Below are 17,306 nucleotides of genomic sequence, written 5' to 3'. Positions count from 1 at the left end.
TGGAGCGCCCCTTTTAGGGGCGCGGGGAACTGCGCGACCAGCCCCCACGGGCCCGCAGTCAAAGAACGACCGGCACCCACCCCCACCGTGACGAACCCGACTGTTCCCTGATCGGCAAGCGACCGCTTAGTATGCAACCGACCCCGGTCAGACAGAGCAGTCCCGTGGAGGCCCCGCATGCAGGCATGGCAAGTGCACGAGAACGGCGAGCCAAGTGAGGCAATGCGCCTGACGGAGGTGGAACAACCCACGCCGGGCGAAGGCCAGGTCCTGCTGAAGGTACGCGCCGCGAACATCAACTTCCCGGACGTCCTGATGTGCCGAGGCCACTACCAGGTAAGGCCCCCACTCCCGTTCACCCCCGGCGTGGAGATCTGCGGCGAGACCGAGGACGGCCGCCGAGTCATCGCCAACCCCGCACTGCCGTACGGCGGTTTCGCCGAGTACGCGATCGCGGACGCCGCCGCCCTGCTGCCCGCCCCCGACTCGCTGGACGACGCGGAGACCGCCGCACTCCACATCGGCTACCAGACAAGCTGGTTCGCCCTCCACCGCCGCGCCCACCTGGAGGCCGGCGAGACCCTCCTCGTGCACGCAGCCGCCGGCGGAGTCGGCAGCGCGGCCGTACAGCTCGGCAAGGCGGCCGGTGCCACCGTCATCGGTGTCGTCGGCGGAGCCGAAAAGGCCGCCGTGGCACGGGAGTTGGGCTGCGACGTCGTGATCGACCGCCGTACCGAGGACGTCGTCGCGGCCGTCAAGGAGGCCACCGGCGGGCGCGGTGCCGACGTGATCTACGACCCGGTCGGCGGCGACGCCTACACGCAGTCCACCAAGGTCGTCGCCTTCGAGGGCCGGATCGTCGTCGTGGGCTTCGCGAGCGGGACGATCCCCAGCCCCGGCCTCAACCACGCGCTGGTGAAGAACTACTCGATCCAGGGCCTGCACTGGGGCCTGTACGCCACCAAGAACCCCAAGCTGATCGCGCACTGCCACGAGCAGTTGACCGACCTGGCCGCTCGCGGCGTCATCAAGCCGCTGGTGAGCGAGCGCGTCCCGCTGGCCGGTGCGGCCGCCGCCGTGCAGCGGCTCGGTGACGGTGTCACCACCGGCCGGGTCGTCGTCGTACCGTCGTTGGAGAACGGAGCCGCCGTATGAGCGAGGAGACCACCGGAGCGGATGCGGCCGCGGCCGAACTGCGCCGCCGCGCCCAGGAGTTGCTGGCCGCGCACCCGCCGCTGGAGACCGACCAGCTCGACTTCCTCAAGGCCCGTTTCGACGCGGGGCTCGCCTGGGTGCACTACCCCGAGGGCCTCGGCGGGCTGGGCGCTCCGCGCGCTCTCCAGGCCGTCGTGGACGCCGAGTTGGAGGCGGCCGGGGCTCCCGACAACGACCCGCGCCGGATCGGTATCGGCCTCGGCATGGCCGCGCCGACCGTCCTCCGTTTCGGCACCGAGGAGCAGAAGAGCCGCTTCCTCAGGCCGCTTTGGGTCGGCGAGGAGGTCTGGTGCCAGCTCTTCAGCGAGCCGGGTGCCGGGTCCGACCTGGCCGCGCTCGGCACGCGCGCCGTCCGTGAGGGCGACGACTGGATCGTCAACGGGCAGAAGGTGTGGACCTCCAGCGCCCACCTCGCCCGCTGGGCCATCCTCATCGCGCGCACCGACCCGGACGTGCCCAAGCACGCGGGCATCACCTACTTCATCTGCGACATGACCGACCCCGGCGTCGAGGTCAGGCCGCTGCGCCAGATCACCGGCGAGGCCGAGTTCAACGAGGTCTTCCTCACCAACGTCCGTATCCCGGACGCCCATCGCCTCGGCGAGATCGGCGACGGCTGGCGGGTCGCGCAGACCACGCTGATGAACGAGCGCGTCTCCATCGGCGGCATGCGCATCCCGCGCGAGGGCGGCATGATCGGCCCGATCAGCCAAACCTGGCGCGAACGACCGGAGTTGCGCACGCACGACCTCCACCAGCGTCTCCTCAAGCTCTGGGTGGAGGCCGAGGTCGCCCGGCTCTCCGGCGAGCGGCTGCGCCAGCAGCTCGTCGCGGGCCAGCCCGGCCACGAGGGCTCCGGCATGAAGCTCGCCTTCGCCCGCCTCAACCAGGAGATCAGCGGCCTGGAGGTCGAACTCCGGGGCGAGGAAGGCCTGTTGTACGACGACTGGACCATGCGGCGCCCGGAACTGGTGGACTTCACCGGCCGCGACGCCGGTTACCGCTACCTCCGCTCCAAGGGCAACAGCATCGAGGGCGGGACCAGCGAGGTCCTGCTGAACATCGTCGCCGAGCGCGTCCTGGGCCTCCCGGCCGAGCCGCGCACCGACAAGGACGTCGCCTGGAAGGACCTCGCGCGATGACGGACCTGCTGTACTCGGAGGAGGAAGAGGCGCTCCGCGCCGCCGTCCGGGACCTGCTCACCGACCACTGCGACGCGGCGAGCGTGATCGCCCGCACCGAGTCGGACGCCCCGCACGACCTGTCCCTCTGGAAGTCCCTCGCCGACGGCATGGGCCTCGCCGGTCTCCTCGTCCCCGAGGAGCGGGGCGGCCAGGGCGCCACGCACCGTGAAGTCGCCGTCGTGCTGGAGGAGTTGGGCCGCGCGGTCGCCCCCGTCCCGTACCTCACGAGCGCGGTCGTCGCCACCGAGGCACTCCTCGCGAGCGATGCGGATGACCTGCTCGCGGACCTGGCCTCGGGCCGGAAGATCGGCGTCCTCGCCGTCTCCCTGAGCGTCGCCCCGGGCGGCGCGCACAAGGCCGTACGGCACGAAAACGGCTCCCTGTACGGGGAGTTGACCGGGATCGCGGACGCTGCCGCCGCCGATGTGCTGCTGGTGCCGGGGGAGGACGGCGGGCTGTACGCCGTCGACGCGGGCGCCGTGACCGTCGTACCGCAGGTGTCCCTGGACCTGACCCGGCCGCTTGCGCGCGTGGTGTTCGACGGGGCCGCCGGGCGGCGGATCGGGGACGCCGAACCCGCCGTACGGCGTGCTCTGCGGGCCGGGGCCGGGCTGCTCGCGTCCGAGCAACTCGGGCTCGCCGACTGGACGTTGACGGAGACGGTCCGGTATTTGAAGGAGCGCAAGCAGTTCAACCGGCCCGTCGGCGGGTTCCAGGCGCTCAAGCACCGGCTGGCGCAGTTGTGGCTGGAGGTCGTCAGTCTGCGGGCCGCCGCGCGCAACGCCGCCGATGCCCTCGCGACCGGTGAGGACACCGACGTGGCGGTGGCCGTCGCGCAGGCCTACGCGGCGTCCGTCGCCGTCCACGCGGCCGAGGAGGCCGTCCAGTTGCACGGCGGCATCGGGATGACGTGGGAGCACCCGGCCCACCTCTACCTGAAGCGGGCCAAGGCCGACTCGATCGCCTACGGCACGGCGGGTGCCCACCGTGAGGCGCTGGCCGAATTGGTCGACCTGCAAGCCCCCTGAGCGCCATGAGGTGAAGTCCGCGGAAAGCCCGTCCCACCTGGGGCGGGCTTTTCCGTGCGCCCCCGCCGAAGGAGTGAACACGCGAGGGCAGTCCGGCCAACTCCTGGCATGTACAGGTTCGTTGGAGTGCGCACAGCCTCATACTCCCTGTGGTTCTAACCCGCCCCACACGGAGGAACACCATGGCCCTCATCACCCGTCGCAGAGCGCTCACCGGGCTCGGCGCCACCGTCGCGGCCGTTCTCGCCCCGCCCGCGGGCAGCGCGTTCGCCGGCGAACAAGGGCACCGCAAGCGGCCGTTGTGGCGCGCCCACGCCCACAACGACTACGAGCACCCCCGCCCGCTCTTCGACGCCCTCGACCACCGTTTCGGCAGCGTCGAGGCCGACATCTTCCTCGTCGGCGACCAACTCCTCATCGGGCACGACGCGTCCGAACTCGACCCGAGCCGCACGCTCGAATCCCTGTACCTGGAACCGCTCTCGGCCCTCGTGAAGGCCAACCACGGTTCGGTGTACCGGGGTTGGCGTCACCCGCTGCAACTCCTGATCGACATCAAGACCGAGGGCTCCTCGACGTACCTCGAACTCGACCGCCATCTCCAGCGCTACAAGCACCTGTTCACGACCTACGCCCACGGACGCGTCCACCAGGGCGCCGTCACCAACGTCATCTCCGGCGACCGCGCGGCCCGTACCCCGATGGAGGCACAGACCGTACGACGCGCCTTCTACGACGGCCGGCTCGCCGACCTCGGCAGCTCGGCGCCCGCCTCCTTCATCTCGCTCATCAGCGACGACTGGCAGGCCAACTTCACCTGGCTCGGCGCCGGTGTCTTCCCGGACGCCGAGCGGCAGAAGCTGCGCTCGATCGTCGCGCAGGCGCACGCGCACGGGCAGACCGTACGGTTCTGGAACACCCCGGACGTGGCGGGCCCCGCCCGTGACGCGCTGTGGGACGAACTGTTCGCCGCCGGTGTGGACTTCCTCAACACCGACGACCTCGCCGGGCTGGAAGCGTTCCTGGACGCGCGTCGCGCCGCGTGACCCCACACGGACCGTCACCACACGTTCGGGGGACACGTCAGTAGCCCGGACGAACCCTCCGCTACGCCACACTTGCGGCCGAACGCCGCGAACCAGACACGGCGGCGTGGCGGAGGAGGGTGACGATGGCCATTTCCATCTCTGTGGTGCTGCTGCTCCTGATCCTTGCGGTGATCTTCATGCGCAGCGGCGGGCTGAAGCTCTCCCATGCGCTGGTCTGCGCACTGCTCGGGTTCTTCATGGCGAGCACCAGCATGGCGCCCACCATCCACAGCGGTCTGACGGCCACCGCGGATCTGGTGAGCGGCCTGCATCCGTGAGACCGGTTGACTGATCAGCCGGTCGATCGCTTGGTTGGTCGATCAGTTGGACGAGAAGATTCCGACGCCGTTCGGTACGGGGCGCTCGGCGCCGCCGCTGGGGTGGTTCCGTACCGTGACGGCGCTCGCGCCGGACGCGCGGGCGACCAGGGTCGTCGAGCCGCCGCCGTCCAGGCTGAAGGCGTCGACCGAGCCCAACTTCCGCATCTGGGTGGCGACTTCGGCGATCGTGAGACCGCTGCGGTACGCGACCGCGCCGTCCGTCGCGAACAGGATCAGACGGTGGCCCCGGTCGGCGATCCCCACGGCGGTGCGTACGGCCGAGGTCGCGTTGTCGAGACCGGCCAGCGGCTGACCGTTCCGCAGCACCGGGTAGCCGCCGAGGGCGAAGCGGTACGGGACCCCGGACCTGGACGCCACGAGGCGGTGCTGCACCTGGACCCGCTCGCCGGTGACCAGCTTCCGCAGCCGCTGCGCGCCCGCCTCGCGGCCGACGAGGACGGTGGTGCCGGTGGCGATGGCACCGGTGCCGGGGGTGTTGGACACCGACACGACACGGCCGCCGCGCACCGTCACCTCATAGGTGTCCGAGCTGCAGGCGCCGGCCCGGTCCGTGTCCGTGCCGCAGGTGGCACGCGCCCGGGAGACGCTGCCCCACCGCGCGGTGAACGCGCCGATGGAGTTCTCCGGGAGCGCGTACTGGTTGAACCCGCCGAGCCTGAACCGCCCTTGAGGGGTGCGGACGGACCCGGTGAGGGTGAGGCTGTCCAGCCGGGCGACCCGGTCGACGCCCACACCGAGCACGTTGCGGGTGTTCGTGCCGGGCGGCAGCGAGGGCCCGAAGCGCTGGCCGTCCGGCACCGCCGCCTTGAGTGCGACCCCGCTCGCGATCGCCGGGCCGTCGGTCGAGCCGGTGGCCTCGACGCCCGGGTGCTGGGTCTCGGTGATGTTGAAGAAGTCACCGTTGACGCCCGCGACGGCGCCCGCCGAGTCGGCCAGCCGAGAGACGGGCTCCCGGGCGGCGACCGCGCCCGGGTACAGCAGGTTGACGCGCACATGGGTGTTGCGCAGGTCCACGACGACCACATGGGCGTGGGTCACACCCTTGGCCGCCGTGATGTCGAACTGCTCGTAGGTGACACCCGGCGCGAGCCGCGTGCTGCCCGGCACGGCGCCGGCCGGTGCGGCCCCCACCAGGGCCGCACCGGCCAGCGCGCCGAGTGCCGTGAGTTGGGTGAGTACGAATCTGCCTGCTCTTAAACGACTTTGACGGTGCGTCACAGGATCCCCTGATGTCTCGTCAACTCTCTCAAGTCTCAGGGGAAGTGCAGCAGATGCCGGTGACCGGCGGGACCGCTAGGCGCCGACTACACGGGAACGAGTGAGAAAACGCACCCCCTCGGGTGCCTCCAACGAGAAACCGCTGCCGCGCCCTGCTACGACGTCCACGATCAGCCGGGTATGGCTCCACACCTCGTACTGGCTGCGCGAGATCCAGAAGCTCACCGGCTCCGCCACGCCCTCGACCTCCAGTTCGGCGAGCAGCACGTCCGAGCCGCCGGTGCGGAACTCCCCCTCCGGGTAGCACATGGGCGCGCTGCCGTCGCAGCAGCCGCCGGACTGGTGGAACATCAACGGGCCGTGCTGTGCGTGCAGTTGACGCAGCAGGTCGGCTGCGGCAGGGGTCAGTTCGACGCGCGGGGTGGTGTCGTCCATGTCAGCCGTCCAGGGAGCCGGATGGGGTGGAGCAGGTGGCCCAGCGCATCACGCGCAAGGTTGCGAGAGGGTTGCGCGTCGCCTGCGCTGGCACGGGGCCGCTGGCCGTTCGGCTGTCCGACCCGGAGCGCGGTCGCCACGCTGTGCACGGCCAGACCCACCGGGGTGCACCTCACCTCTTGATCATCGGGTGGCCGCCTGTTTTGCTTCGCGCATGATGACGGGCGTGGTTACAGGGCTCTCGGTCTTCGTCGGCTCGCAGATCGGGTGGATCCTCGTGGCACGGCGAGCGCGGCGGACAGCTGCTCGGGCCGAAGCAGGAGAAGCAGTCACCTTCCAGGTCGGGGCCAACTTGCCGGACGAGGGACGCCGCCGATACAGCCTTGGCCAGGTACCGGCCGGAAGTGAGTTCCGGTGGAAACCTCGCTGGTCGTGGACGCGACTGCGCGAACTCCCGGCCGATCTGCGCTACGTCTGCGTACGCGAAGCGACGTCTCGCGAAAGGCTGTGGCTCCCGAGCGACGCGCGGGTGATCGAGTGTGAATCGGCTGCGGGGTCCGTCCGACTATGGGTCCATGCGGAACATGCGGTGCACGTTGTGAAGATGATCCGGCGTACAGATAGCCCTGACTTGTCGCGGCCTTAGCCGGTACGGCCGTGGGGTGCTCGCGGAGGGTGGGAGGGGCCGCGCCTTTGAGGGAATGAGGGGGTATTTGTCGTGTTTGTCTCCTACGGCTGACACCTGCGCCTGACACCATCAGGCCCCTACAGCAGCGGTCGATGCCGAACCGCAGCAGCCGATCGGCCCAGGACAACGGCCAGTTGTCCCACGGCGCCGACGCCCCGCGATCGACCTGCGATGTAGCCGACGGATGTACACGAGCCCATCCGCCAGAGGGATTCCGGGCGCCACCGGCACCCGAGAGAATGGGCCGGTGACGGTGCGAGAGGAAGTCCCGGCCCGGACGGTGCCGGTGCGAACGCCCCGGGTCCGGCTGCGCCGAGCGGTCCGCGCGCTGGTGCGCCCCGGCGGTCAGTTGCCGCGGCCCACGGGTCAACAGCGGCTCGTCGACGCCGCGTTGGCGCTCGTCCTCACCTTCGTGTCGGTGCAGTACGCGTGGGGCGACGGCTACGACGAGGCCCACCGGTACCGCATGGCCGACCTGGTGATCCTGGTGTTCCTGGCCTCGGCCTCGCTGGCGTGGCGGCGCCGCTACCCCCTCGCCGTCCTGTGGATCGTGACGGTCGCGACCGCTCTGACCCCCGACGACGTCGCCCGGCTCACCTTCTACGCCTGCGTCATCGCCGCCTACAGCGCGGCGGCCTACAGCCCGCACCGCTTGCCGACCCTGGTGAGCCTCGCCGTGGCGGTAACCGTCATCAGCAGAACGGGCCAGGTCGGTCCGGTCAACCCGTACGTCTACGTCGCCCCGACCGTGCCCACCCAGTACGTCCCCCTGTTCATCTCGGTGCCGATCGTCGTGGCCGCCATCGGACTGCGCACCTGGAAACTCCGGGCCGCCGAGTCCCGCACCCGGCTCACCGCGGTGGAGAGCGCCCGGGCCGAGGAGCTGCATCGGGCCGTAGAACACGAACGCGCCCGGATCGCGCGGGAGTTGCACGACGTGGTCACGCACAACGTCAGCGTGATGGTCATCCAGGCCGGCGCCGCCCGTACGATCATGGACAAGTCCCCGGAGCTGGCGCGCGAGGCGCTCCTCGCCGTCGAGGCGGGCGGCCGGGCGGCGATGGGGGAGCTGCGGGACGTGATGGGCCTGCTCACCATGGAACTGGGCCGGGAATCCGCCGAGTTGGAGAGCCTGGAGCTGGATCCACAGCCAGGGCTCGACCGGCTGGAGTCGCTGGTCCGCCGGATGCGCAGCGCCGGCGTACCGGTCGAACTGACCGTCTCCGGAGCGCCCCGACCCCTCCCCGCCGGCATCGAACTCGCCGCCTACCGCGTCGTCCAGGAGGCCCTGACCAACACCGTCAAACACGCCTCCGGCGCCGACGCGAGCGTCCAAGTGTCGTACGGCGACGGTGAATTGCACGTCGAGGTCACCGACACCGGCGGCAGTCCCGGCCCCGCCGCCGGCACCGGAAACGGTCGCGGTCTCATCGGCCTGCGCGAACGCCTCGCCGTCTACGGCGGCACCCTGCGCACCGGCCCCCGCCCGCTCGGCGGCTACCGTGTCCGCGCCCTGATCCCCCTGGAGGACCTGTGAACCGCGCCCCGAGCGTCGTCGTCGCCGACGACCAGGCCCTCGTACGCACCGGATTCCGGCTGATCCTCGACGCCCACGGCATCGAAGTGGTCGCGGAGGCGACCGACGGCGCCGAAGCCGTCGACGCGGTCCGGCGCACCCGGCCCGACGTGGTGCTCATGGACATCCGGATGCCGGACATGGACGGTCTGGAGGCAACACGGCGCATTCTCAACGGTGTTGTCGATGCGGACGCGCCGCGCGTGGTCATGCTGACCACGTTCGACCTCGACCACTACGTCTACGCGGCGCTCGCCGCCGGGGCCAGCGGCTTCCTCCTCAAGGACGTCACGCCGGAACACCTCGTCTCCGCCGTCCGCACGGTCCGCGCCGGTGACGCGTTGCTCGCCCCCGCGATCACGCGGCGCCTGGTCGAGCGGTTCGCACGCCGGGCGCCGGAGACGGCCTCCCTCCACCGCGACCTGGCCGCCCTCACACCTCGCGAACTCGACGTCCTGCGCCTGCTCGCCCAGGGCCTGAGCAACACCGAGCTGGCCACCGGCCTCCACCTTTCCGAGGCCACGGTCAAGACCCACGTCTCGCACATCCTGGCCAAGCTCTCCCTGCGCGACCGGGCGCAGGCGGTCGTCGTCGCGTACGAGACGGGGCTGGTGGCTCCCGGGGGCTCCGAGGCCGTCGGCCGCTGATCACCGCCGTAGCACCGGCTTCTGGGCTGGTTGACAAGCACGGGTCCATAACTGAAACTGAATTCAGATTTACTTTTTTTAACTGACGCGATCGTCGGAGGACCCATGCCCGCAACCGGCACATCCAAGGGTGAGCGCTCCGCGGCCGAGCTGAAGGCCGCCGCCCTGCGGGTGATAGTGCGCCAGGGGTACCTGGCGACGAAGATCGGCGACATCACCGCCGAGGCGGGCAAGTCGGCCGGGATCTTCTACCGCTACTTCACCGACAAGGACGACCTGCTGCGCTCGATAGCGGACGACTTCGCCGCCGCCCTGCGCGAGCGCGTGGTCGAGCAGTCCGGGGAGGGGCACGTCCTCGACGGGATCGACGACATCCGCGGACACGTGCGCGCCTACTGGGACATCTACCGCGACCACCGCGCGGAGATGACCGCGATATACGAGGCCTCGCTGGTCAGCGCCGAGTTCGCCGAGCACTGGGAGCGGATGCGGGCACGGCACGTCACGATCTGGACCGCGCATGTGGCCGAGGCACGCCGGCTCGCGGCTCCGGACCAGGACGCGCGGCTCACCGCGCTCGCGGTCGTCTCCATGATCGAGCGGTTCTGCCAGGTCGTGGCGCCTCCGGAGAGCGAGGCGGAGGGTGACGCGGCGGTCGAGGCACTGACCCGGCTCGCGGCGCACGGTCTGCTCCGGCCCGACCCGCCTCGCTGACAGCGTCGCCTCCGGCCTCCGTCGCCGTAGACCGAATCGCTGCCGTACATCGAAACGAAGCGCTGCCGTACGTCGAATCGAGGAACCACATGTCCGCCACCCGCACTCCCCGCCTGACGGAGGTGGCCGCGCTGCCCACCTCCGGGGCGCGTGCCGTGGAGCCCTTCGAGCTCGACGGCATGCAGCTGCTGGCGATTCCCCAACTCGCCTACGACACCCCCGGGACCCCGGCCGGCATGAACGGCGGGGACAGCGACACCGAACTGCTCCTGCTGCGCCGGGCCGAGGGTGCCGACACCTACGAGCCGTTCCAGACCCTGCCGGCGCCCGGCGGTGAGGACGCGGAGTTCTTCCGGATCGGCGAGCGTGCCTTCCTGGCCGTGGCCGACATCCGCTCGGGCAAGGGGCCGTACGCATACACCACCGACTCCACGGTCTTCGAGTGGGACGGGACCCGGTTCACGCCCTTCCAGAGCTTCCGGGGTTTCGCGGCCAAGCAGTGGCGCCATTTCGCCATCGGCGAGCGGCACTTCCTCGCCCTGGCGCAGGGCGTGACCGTCCCGGGGCACGAGGACGAGAACCAGCCCTCCCGCATCCACACCTGGGACGGCACCCGCTTCGTCGCCCTCCAGGACGTCGACGCGCTCTGGGGCTACAACTGGCACGCCTTCGCACTCGACGGCGAGCACTTCCTCGCCTACGCCGACCAGGCGCGCCCCTCGGTGCTGCTGCGCTGGAACGGCGAGAAGTTCGAGCACGTCCAGGACCTCGCGCCCCAACACGGCCGCGCCTTCGCCCACTTCACCGACGCGGAGGGCGAGGCGTATCTGCTGGTGGCCTGTCTGGCGAGCCCCTCGCGGCTGCTGCGCTGGGACGGGGAGCGCTTCGTCGAACACCAGGTGCTCGACGGGCTCGGCGCACGCGAGTTCGCCGTCCTCGACACCGAGCACGGGCTGTACGTCGTCCGCGTCAACTTCATCCTCGGCACCCGGGACGAGCCCGTCACGGCGGTGGACTCCGAGCTCTACCGGTTCACGGACGGACGCCTCACCTCCGTGCAGTCCTTCCCGACCACGGGTGCCACCGACGCCGCCGTGCTCCCCGGCCACGACGGCGGGCTGCTGGTCGCCGTCAGCAACAGCCTCACCGCCGACATCCGCTTCGCCGCCCGGACCGTTCTGTACCGCTTCGAGTAGCACGGGCCCCGCTGCACCCCCTCCGGAGAAAGGAACCTCCGATGCCGTCCCACCAAAGCCCCGAACTCGTCGACCTGTTCACCACCTACACCGCCGGGCCCGACAGCATCGGATCACACCTGACCCGGACCGCCGTCGAGCACGGCAGCGCCGACCCGCTGATCGTGGCCACCAGCGCCGACTTCGCCCTCTATCCCGGCGACGGCCGACCGCCCACCGTCGAGGGCTTCCGCCTCTCCACCCGGGGTTTCAAGGAACTGGCCGGCGTCTCCCACCTCGGCCCCGCCGTGGCCACCCTCGTGCAACTCCGGGAGAAATACGCCGACTTCGGCTGGCGCGCGGAGGCCGAACGCCTGCTGAGCGAGGTCGAGCGCTCGCGTGCCGCCAACAGCGTCGAGTTGTGGCGGGACACCATCGCCGTGGAGGCCTACCGGGGCCGCGAGCAGGCGATCGCCGACATGGTCGACTACGCGTGCGCGGTCACCGCCCGCCATCTGCGCGCCGCGCTGGCCGACGAGTCGTACCTCAACTCCCGGACCCTGCGCGAGGATTACCTGGAAGGCGGAGGCGCGGGCGGCCAACTGCCCGTCCCCGTCAACCAGATGATGATCGCGACGTTCTTCCTCGCGGGCCTGGACGTCTCCCACCGCATCCTGCGCTGGTTCACCACCCAGAAGATCGACTGGACCCGCGCGATGGTCGTCATCGCCGGCCAGCAGGGCCGCCCCACTGCGGGCGTCACGTGGAACACCTCCAGCGTCGCCACCATGATCCTGGGCGCCTCCGAGTACCAACTGCCTCTGGAGCGGCTCTACATGGCCCCGCACGCCCCCACCTTCGCGACCCCCGTCGACGGCGACCTGACGGAAGTCGCCGCGCTGGAGGAGCCGTTGCGCCGGATCTGGTTCAACACCCGCGCCACCGTGGAACTGGGTGAGGTCATGTTCGAGGGCTATCCCCGTTACGCCCCGGGGCAGCTGACGGCACCCGACGTGTCGGACCCCGCCGTCATGGAGATCAGCGAGATGCCGGTGATCCACGGCCCCGACGACTGGCGCGCCTTGACCACCCGGCTGCGCACGGTGCTGGAGGACCCGCGCCAACTGCTCTCCGGCTGCGTCACCGACTTCGCCGTACGCCAACTCGTCGACGCCGGAAACGACCCCGCCAAGGTCGTCGTCCCCGGCCTGGACGGCGTCACGTATCCGACGGATTTGTAAGGCAGACAGGACCTGCAAGACCGGTAGGGCCGGAAAGGCCTGTCGACCACTTCATTCCACTCCGCTCCTGGCCCGCACACCTCCCGGGAGAGACCCGCCATGCCCACGACCCCCCTCGGCCTCGACCAGGCCCGCCGACTCGCCGTACCGGGCGGCCATATCGCCTACTACGAGACCGGTCGCACCGACCCCACCGCGCCGGTCGTCGTCTGGGTGCACGGCCTGCCCCTCGACTCCCGATCCTGGGCGGCCCAGCAGGAGTTCTTCGACACCCGCACCCGCAATGTCTTCCTCGACCTGCGCGGCTACGGCGCCTCCGGCGAACTCCCGCCCGACGCAACCGGCGTCACCGCCCTGTACGTCGCCGACCTCGCGGCGCTGATCCAACACCTGGGACTCACCGCCCCGTTGCTCGTCGGCTTCGCCTCGGCCGGACATGTCGTGCTGCGCTTCGCCGCCCAACACCCGGACCTCGTGGGCAAGTTGGCGGTCATCAACGGCTCACCCAAGTTCCGCCGCTCCGCCGACTGGCCCTACGGTTTCGACGACACGGGGATCGCCCGCTTCGTCGACGCGGCGGCCGAGGGAGGCATCGAGGGCCTCACCGACGCCGTGCTCGACCCCGAGGTCGTCTTCGCCGACGTCGACCCCGCCCGAGCGGCCCAACTGGGCTCCTGGTTCCGGGAGATGAGCCGTACCGCCGGCGTACGGACCCTGCTCGGATTCTTCGAGGACATCTCCCTGGACGACGACCGGGCCCTGCTCCCGGCCATCGAGGCCCCCACCCTCCTGATGACCAGCACGATCGGTCAGGAGGTGCCCGCCGCGGTCTCCCTGTACCTCCGCACCACCATCCCCCACGCCCGCCTGGCCGAGCTGCCCGGCGCGGACCACTTCGCGTTCGCCACCCGCCCCGACCTGGTCAACGCCCTCCTGGACTCCTTCCTGACCAGCTGACGGCCCCCACCTCAGCGAAGGCGACCGCCGCCTTCCCGACCCCAGAGGAAGCGACACCATGCCCGAACCCACCACCCCCAACCCCGAGTTCATCCCGGCCGACGGCACGCCCCAGGTCGACCTCGCCTTCGCCACCTCGGTGGCCGGGAGCGACACCAGCACCAGCATCGTCGTGGACCCCACGGGCGAGCCCCAGATCACCCTGGGCAAGCGGAAACTCGCCGAGCGGCACGACATCGTGTACGCGACTCCGGAGGACTCCGACGGCAACCCGTTCCCGCTCCGGCTGGACCTGCTGGTCCCCGACACGGACGAACCGGCGCCGCTCGTGCTCTTCGTCCCGGGCGGCGGTTTCATGATCGCCAGGAAGGAGTTGTCGCCGGACACCAAGGCCTATGTGGCGGAAGCGGGCTTCGCGGTCGCCAGCATCGAGTACCGCACCATCGTGCAGGGCGCCACCTTCCGCGAAGCGGTCGCCGATGTGCAGAGCGCGCTGCGTCATCTGCGGGCCCATGCCGAGGAGTTGGGCATCGACACGCGGCGCGTCGCGCTGTGGGGCGAGTCGGCCGGGGCGTATCTCGCCGCGCTGACCGGCGTGCTCGGCGGCCGGTCGCTGTCCGACCCAGCGACCACCGACCCAGCGACCACCGCTTCCGCGACCACCGACCCCGAGGCCGCGGTGACGGCCGTCGTGGACACCTTCGGCGCCTCGGACCTGACCCGGATCGCGGCCGACTTCGACCCGGCGACGCAGGCGGCGTACGCGGGGGCGGACAACATCGCCGCGATGTTCGTCAACGGCCGGACCAGCGGCAAGTCCCTGGCCGACGACCCGGAGGCCGCCGCCGAGTCGAACCCGGTCAGCCATCTCGACTCCACGCCGACGCTGCCCGCGTTCCTGCTTCTGCACGGCACCGCCGACCCGGTCATCTCGCCCAGTCAGACGCTGCTCCTGCACGAGGCCCTGCGCGCGCACGGCGCCGACTCGACCCGCGTCGTCCTCGTCGGCGCGGGCCACGGCGACCTGGCCGTCCTCGCCGACGCGGAGGTCGGGCAGCCCTGGTCGACCCGCCGCACGATGGACCTGATCACGGACTTCCTGCACCGCACCCTGCGGGGCTGAGGGCGGCAGCCGGCACCTGGACGTGCCGCGGGCCCCGGCGACGAAGCGTCGTCCCCGGGGCCCGCGGTCATGACCGAGTGAGGTCTGGTTCAGCCCTCGACGACGCCGGACGCGGCGATCTCGATCTTGGCCTTCGTGGCGCCCGACTGCGAGCCCAGGGACTCGATCTTGTCGATGACCTCGGTGCCCTCGACGGCCTCGCCGAAGACGACGTGCTTGCCGTCGAGCCACGAGGTGACGACGGTGGTGACGAAGAACTGCGAGCCGTTGGTGTTGCGGCCGGCGTTCGCCATCGACAGCAGGTACGGGCGGTCGTGCTTCAGGTTGAAGTTCTCGTCCTCGAACTTCTCGCCGTAGATGCTCTTGCCACCGGTGCCGTTGTGGTTGGTGAAGTCACCGCCCTGCAGCATGAACTGCGGGATGACGCGGTGGAAGCCGGAACCCGCGTAGCCGAAACCGTTCTGCCCGGTGGCCAGCTCGCGGAAGTTGCGGGCGGTCTTCGGGACGACATCGTCGAAGAGGTTGAAGACGATGCGGCCGGCGGGGGCGCCGTCGATGGTGATGTCGAAGTAGACGTTGCTCATGGTCAATTCTGTCACTTTCGGTGTGTTGCACCCTCTGCCTGGCGTGACCGTGTGCCGAACACCAGGCCGTTACGTCAAAGGGCTCTGATCGGAGTCCAGTCCGTCGAACTCTATCCACAGAGCGGCGCGCGTGCGTCGGCGCCGGCTTCCCCGGGCGGGCCGCAGGCCGCTGCCTTACTGCTCTGTCGGGCCGGAACGCACGTGGTAGCGTCGGTATACAAACTGTATGCGATGTCTGGGGGTTGCCGTGGCGTCCGGTCGGGAGAAGGCCTACGCGTATCTCAAGGACACGGTGCTGACGGACCCCGAGATGCAGGGGGCCTTCCTGTCGGAGCAGGAGCTGGCCGATCGTATCGGTGTTTCCCGCACCCCCATCCGCGAGGCGCTGCTGATGCTCGCCGCGGAGGACCTGGTCGAGCTCGTCCCCAAGCGCGGAGCCCGGGTGGCCTCCCTCACGGGGCGCGAGGTCCGCGAGCTGATGGAACTGCGCGGCATGGTCGAGCGATACGCGGCCGAGCGCCTCGTCGCCGCCGAGCGGGTGCCCCTGGAGGAACTCCGCTCCCTGCTCGAACAGCAGCGCGCGCTCACCGGCGCCGAGGAGACCCACGAGTTCATCGCCGTGGACCACCGCTTCCACGCGTCCCTCGTGTCGGCCGTGGGCAACACCCTCCTGGACCGGCACTACGACGGCTTGCGCAGCCGCCAGGTCCGCGCCGGAGTGGTCGCCGTCTTCAACCAGCAGGGCCGGCAGAAGGCGGTGCTCGACGAACACGAGGCCATCGTCGACGCCCTCGCCGCCGGCGACGCCCGGGCCGCGTGCGCGGCCATCGACCACCACCTCCAGTCGACCCTCAAGGTCCTCCTCGACGGCTGAAGCGACTCTCCGCCGGCGGTCAGGGGCAACGGTCTAACGGTCATCAGGGGCAACGCTCAGGGGTAGGTGATCACAAGCATCGTCACGCCGTCCGCCGTGGTCCACGGCCCGTGCGGCATCCCCGGCGGACGACAGGCGTACATGCCCGCCGTGAAGGTGCGGTCCAGCGTCAGATCGTGCATCGCCCCCTCGACGAGATAGACCTCCTCCCATACGTCGTGCAGGGCCACGCCCGCGGCCGAGGTGTCCGTGCCCGGCGCCCAGCGGACGAGCGCGGTGCGTCGGCCGTTTTCGGGGTCCTCGGCGAGGAGGCGTTCCTGGACACCGGGTCCGGCGCCGGTTGGGGTGTGCCAGGGTCCGTCGGGCAGGTGGAATTCCAGTTCGGGTCCGCTCATTGCCATACCTCGGGCCGCCGGTTGGCCAGTACGGATGTCTTCTCGCGGACCGCGGCGACCTCGTCGACGTCCAGGTCCGTCACGAGTAGCTCGGGGTCGGCGCCGAGGGAGGCCCGTACGGTTCCGTCGGGGCCGACCAGCAGGCTGTGGCCGATGCCGGTCGGTACCGGGCCCGGGCCGGTGCCGGGATCGGCCTGGCCTACGGCGGCGACCCAGACGGTGGCGTCCAACGCGCGGGCCCGCACCAGCAGTTGCCACTGGTCGAGCTTGCCGGGGCCGGCTCCCCAGGAGGCCGCGAGCAGGGTGCCCACCGCCCCCGCGTCGGCGTGCGCCCGGAACAGTTCGGGGAAGCGGACGTCGTAGCAGGTGGCCAGGCCCAGCCGGACACCGTCCACGTCGATCACGGCGGGGCGGGAACCCGGGGCAACGGTCTCCGACTCGCGGAAGCCGAACGCGTCGTAGAGATGGATCTTGTCGTACGACTCCTCGACGCCGGGGCCGGTGGCCAGCAGGGTGTTGGCGACGCGGCCCTCGTCGGCCGGGGTGAACATGCCGGTCACGATCACCGTGCCGGTCGTGCGGGCGATCTCGCGGATGCCGTCGGCCCAGGGGCCGTCGAGGGGCTGGGCGAGCGGGGCGAGTGGCGTGCCGAAGCAGGCCATCGATGCCTCGGGGAAGACCACGATGCGCGCTCCGGCGTCGGCCGCGCGGTGCGTCCATTCCTCGATGACGCGCAGGTTCTTTTCGGGATCGGGGCCGGTGGTGAGCTGGCTGAGGGCGATCCGCATGGGCGGTGCCTCCTTGTCTGGGGCGGGGCTGGGCT

Annotated in this window: 18 protein-coding genes; 13 read left to right on the top strand and 5 right to left on the bottom strand. The window is 70.7% G+C overall.

What is annotated here, in order from left to right; all coding sequences use genetic code 11:
• The first annotated feature begins 177 nt into the window (after positions 1-177).
• From ACIBK4_RS25520 to ACIBK4_RS25500, 5 genes are all read left to right on the top strand, one after another.
• Positions 178-1,155: an NADPH:quinone oxidoreductase family protein gene (locus ACIBK4_RS25520; protein ID WP_398997846.1), complete on the top strand. Its 978-nt coding sequence runs from the start codon at positions 178-180 to the stop codon at positions 1,153-1,155.
• Positions 1,152-2,357, top strand: coding sequence for an acyl-CoA dehydrogenase family protein (locus ACIBK4_RS25515; RefSeq protein WP_398997844.1), 1,206 nt, complete (start codon positions 1,152-1,154; stop codon positions 2,355-2,357). The genes ACIBK4_RS25520 and ACIBK4_RS25515 overlap by 4 nt, the downstream gene beginning before the upstream one ends.
• Positions 2,354-3,427, top strand: a complete 1,074-nt coding sequence (locus ACIBK4_RS25510) for an acyl-CoA dehydrogenase family protein (protein WP_398997842.1) — start codon at positions 2,354-2,356, stop codon at positions 3,425-3,427. Before ACIBK4_RS25515 ends, ACIBK4_RS25510 begins: the two co-directional genes overlap by 4 nt.
• A 182-nt stretch (positions 3,428-3,609) precedes the next feature.
• On the top strand, positions 3,610-4,473 hold the full coding sequence (locus ACIBK4_RS25505; protein ID WP_398997839.1) for a phosphatidylinositol-specific phospholipase C/glycerophosphodiester phosphodiesterase family protein: 864 nt from the start codon (positions 3,610-3,612) through the stop codon (positions 4,471-4,473).
• Positions 4,474-4,598: 125 nt separating this feature from the next.
• Positions 4,599-4,793 (top strand): hypothetical protein, encoded by a 195-nt coding sequence (locus tag ACIBK4_RS25500; protein ID WP_026150825.1) that lies wholly within the window; start codon positions 4,599-4,601, stop codon positions 4,791-4,793.
• A gap of 42 nt (positions 4,794-4,835) precedes the next feature.
• Here the strand turns inward: ACIBK4_RS25500 and ACIBK4_RS25495 are convergent, their stop codons facing one another.
• Together ACIBK4_RS25495 and ACIBK4_RS25490 are read right to left on the bottom strand one after the other, a co-directional pair.
• Entirely contained in the window at positions 4,836-6,074 is a 1,239-nt protein-coding gene (locus ACIBK4_RS25495) for a phosphodiester glycosidase family protein (protein ID WP_398997837.1), read from the bottom strand.
• Positions 6,075-6,149: 75 nt separating this feature from the next.
• Entirely contained in the window at positions 6,150-6,509 is a 360-nt protein-coding gene (locus tag ACIBK4_RS25490) for a DUF779 domain-containing protein (RefSeq protein WP_366428857.1), read from the bottom strand.
• A 935-nt stretch (positions 6,510-7,444) separates the two neighbouring features.
• On the opposite strand from ACIBK4_RS25490, the gene ACIBK4_RS25485 reads away from it, so the two are divergent.
• The 7 genes from ACIBK4_RS25485 (at position 7,445) to ACIBK4_RS25455 (ending at position 14,630) form a co-directional block, all read left to right on the top strand.
• Positions 7,445-8,734: a sensor histidine kinase gene (locus ACIBK4_RS25485; protein ID WP_398997835.1), complete on the top strand. Its 1,290-nt coding sequence runs from the start codon at positions 7,445-7,447 to the stop codon at positions 8,732-8,734.
• Positions 8,731-9,420: a response regulator gene (locus ACIBK4_RS25480; protein ID WP_398997833.1), complete on the top strand. Its 690-nt coding sequence runs from the start codon at positions 8,731-8,733 to the stop codon at positions 9,418-9,420. Before ACIBK4_RS25485 ends, ACIBK4_RS25480 begins: the two co-directional genes overlap by 4 nt.
• Positions 9,421-9,525: 105 nt before the next feature.
• Positions 9,526-10,134: a TetR/AcrR family transcriptional regulator gene (locus ACIBK4_RS25475; protein WP_398997831.1), complete on the top strand. Its 609-nt coding sequence runs from the start codon at positions 9,526-9,528 to the stop codon at positions 10,132-10,134.
• An 89-nt stretch (positions 10,135-10,223) separates the two neighbouring features.
• Positions 10,224-11,330 carry a hypothetical protein gene (locus tag ACIBK4_RS25470; protein WP_398997829.1) on the top strand — a complete coding sequence of 369 codons (1,107 nt, stop codon included), beginning with the start codon at positions 10,224-10,226 and terminating at the stop codon, positions 11,328-11,330.
• Positions 11,331-11,371: 41 nt separating this feature from the next.
• Positions 11,372-12,550, top strand: coding sequence for a DUF5624 domain-containing protein (locus ACIBK4_RS25465; RefSeq protein ID WP_398997827.1), 1,179 nt, complete (start codon positions 11,372-11,374; stop codon positions 12,548-12,550).
• Between the two features lie 99 nt (positions 12,551-12,649).
• Positions 12,650-13,507 (top strand): alpha/beta fold hydrolase, encoded by an 858-nt coding sequence (locus ACIBK4_RS25460; RefSeq protein ID WP_398997825.1) that lies wholly within the window; start codon positions 12,650-12,652, stop codon positions 13,505-13,507.
• A 58-nt stretch (positions 13,508-13,565) separates the two neighbouring features.
• Positions 13,566-14,630: an alpha/beta fold hydrolase gene (locus ACIBK4_RS25455; RefSeq protein ID WP_398997823.1), complete on the top strand. Its 1,065-nt coding sequence runs from the start codon at positions 13,566-13,568 to the stop codon at positions 14,628-14,630.
• A gap of 89 nt (positions 14,631-14,719) precedes the next feature.
• Here ACIBK4_RS25455 and ACIBK4_RS25450 read toward each other — a convergent pair whose 3' ends face one another.
• On the bottom strand, positions 14,720-15,214 hold the full coding sequence (locus ACIBK4_RS25450; protein WP_398997821.1) for a peptidylprolyl isomerase: 495 nt from the start codon (positions 15,212-15,214) through the stop codon (positions 14,720-14,722).
• Positions 15,215-15,461: 247 nt separating this feature from the next.
• On the opposite strand from ACIBK4_RS25450, the gene ACIBK4_RS25445 reads away from it, so the two are divergent.
• Positions 15,462-16,088 (top strand): GntR family transcriptional regulator, encoded by a 627-nt coding sequence (locus ACIBK4_RS25445; protein ID WP_398998277.1) that lies wholly within the window; start codon positions 15,462-15,464, stop codon positions 16,086-16,088.
• Positions 16,089-16,144: 56 nt separating this feature from the next.
• Here the strand turns inward: ACIBK4_RS25445 and ACIBK4_RS25440 are convergent, their stop codons facing one another.
• Together ACIBK4_RS25440 and ACIBK4_RS25435 are read right to left on the bottom strand one after the other, a co-directional pair.
• Entirely contained in the window at positions 16,145-16,483 is a 339-nt protein-coding gene (locus ACIBK4_RS25440) for a cupin domain-containing protein (RefSeq protein WP_398997818.1), read from the bottom strand.
• On the bottom strand, positions 16,480-17,271 hold the full coding sequence (locus ACIBK4_RS25435; protein ID WP_398997817.1) for a carbon-nitrogen hydrolase family protein: 792 nt from the start codon (positions 17,269-17,271) through the stop codon (positions 16,480-16,482). Before ACIBK4_RS25435 ends, ACIBK4_RS25440 begins: the two co-directional genes overlap by 4 nt.
• Between the last annotated feature and the right edge of the window lie 35 nt (positions 17,272-17,306).

It is taken from the genome of Streptomyces sp. NPDC050528 (assembly GCF_044457795.1).
Lineage (GTDB): Bacteria > Actinomycetota > Actinomycetes > Streptomycetales > Streptomycetaceae > Streptomyces.
The sequence above is the reverse complement of the archived record's forward strand: the minus strand, read 5'-3'. Positions and strand labels throughout refer to the sequence as shown.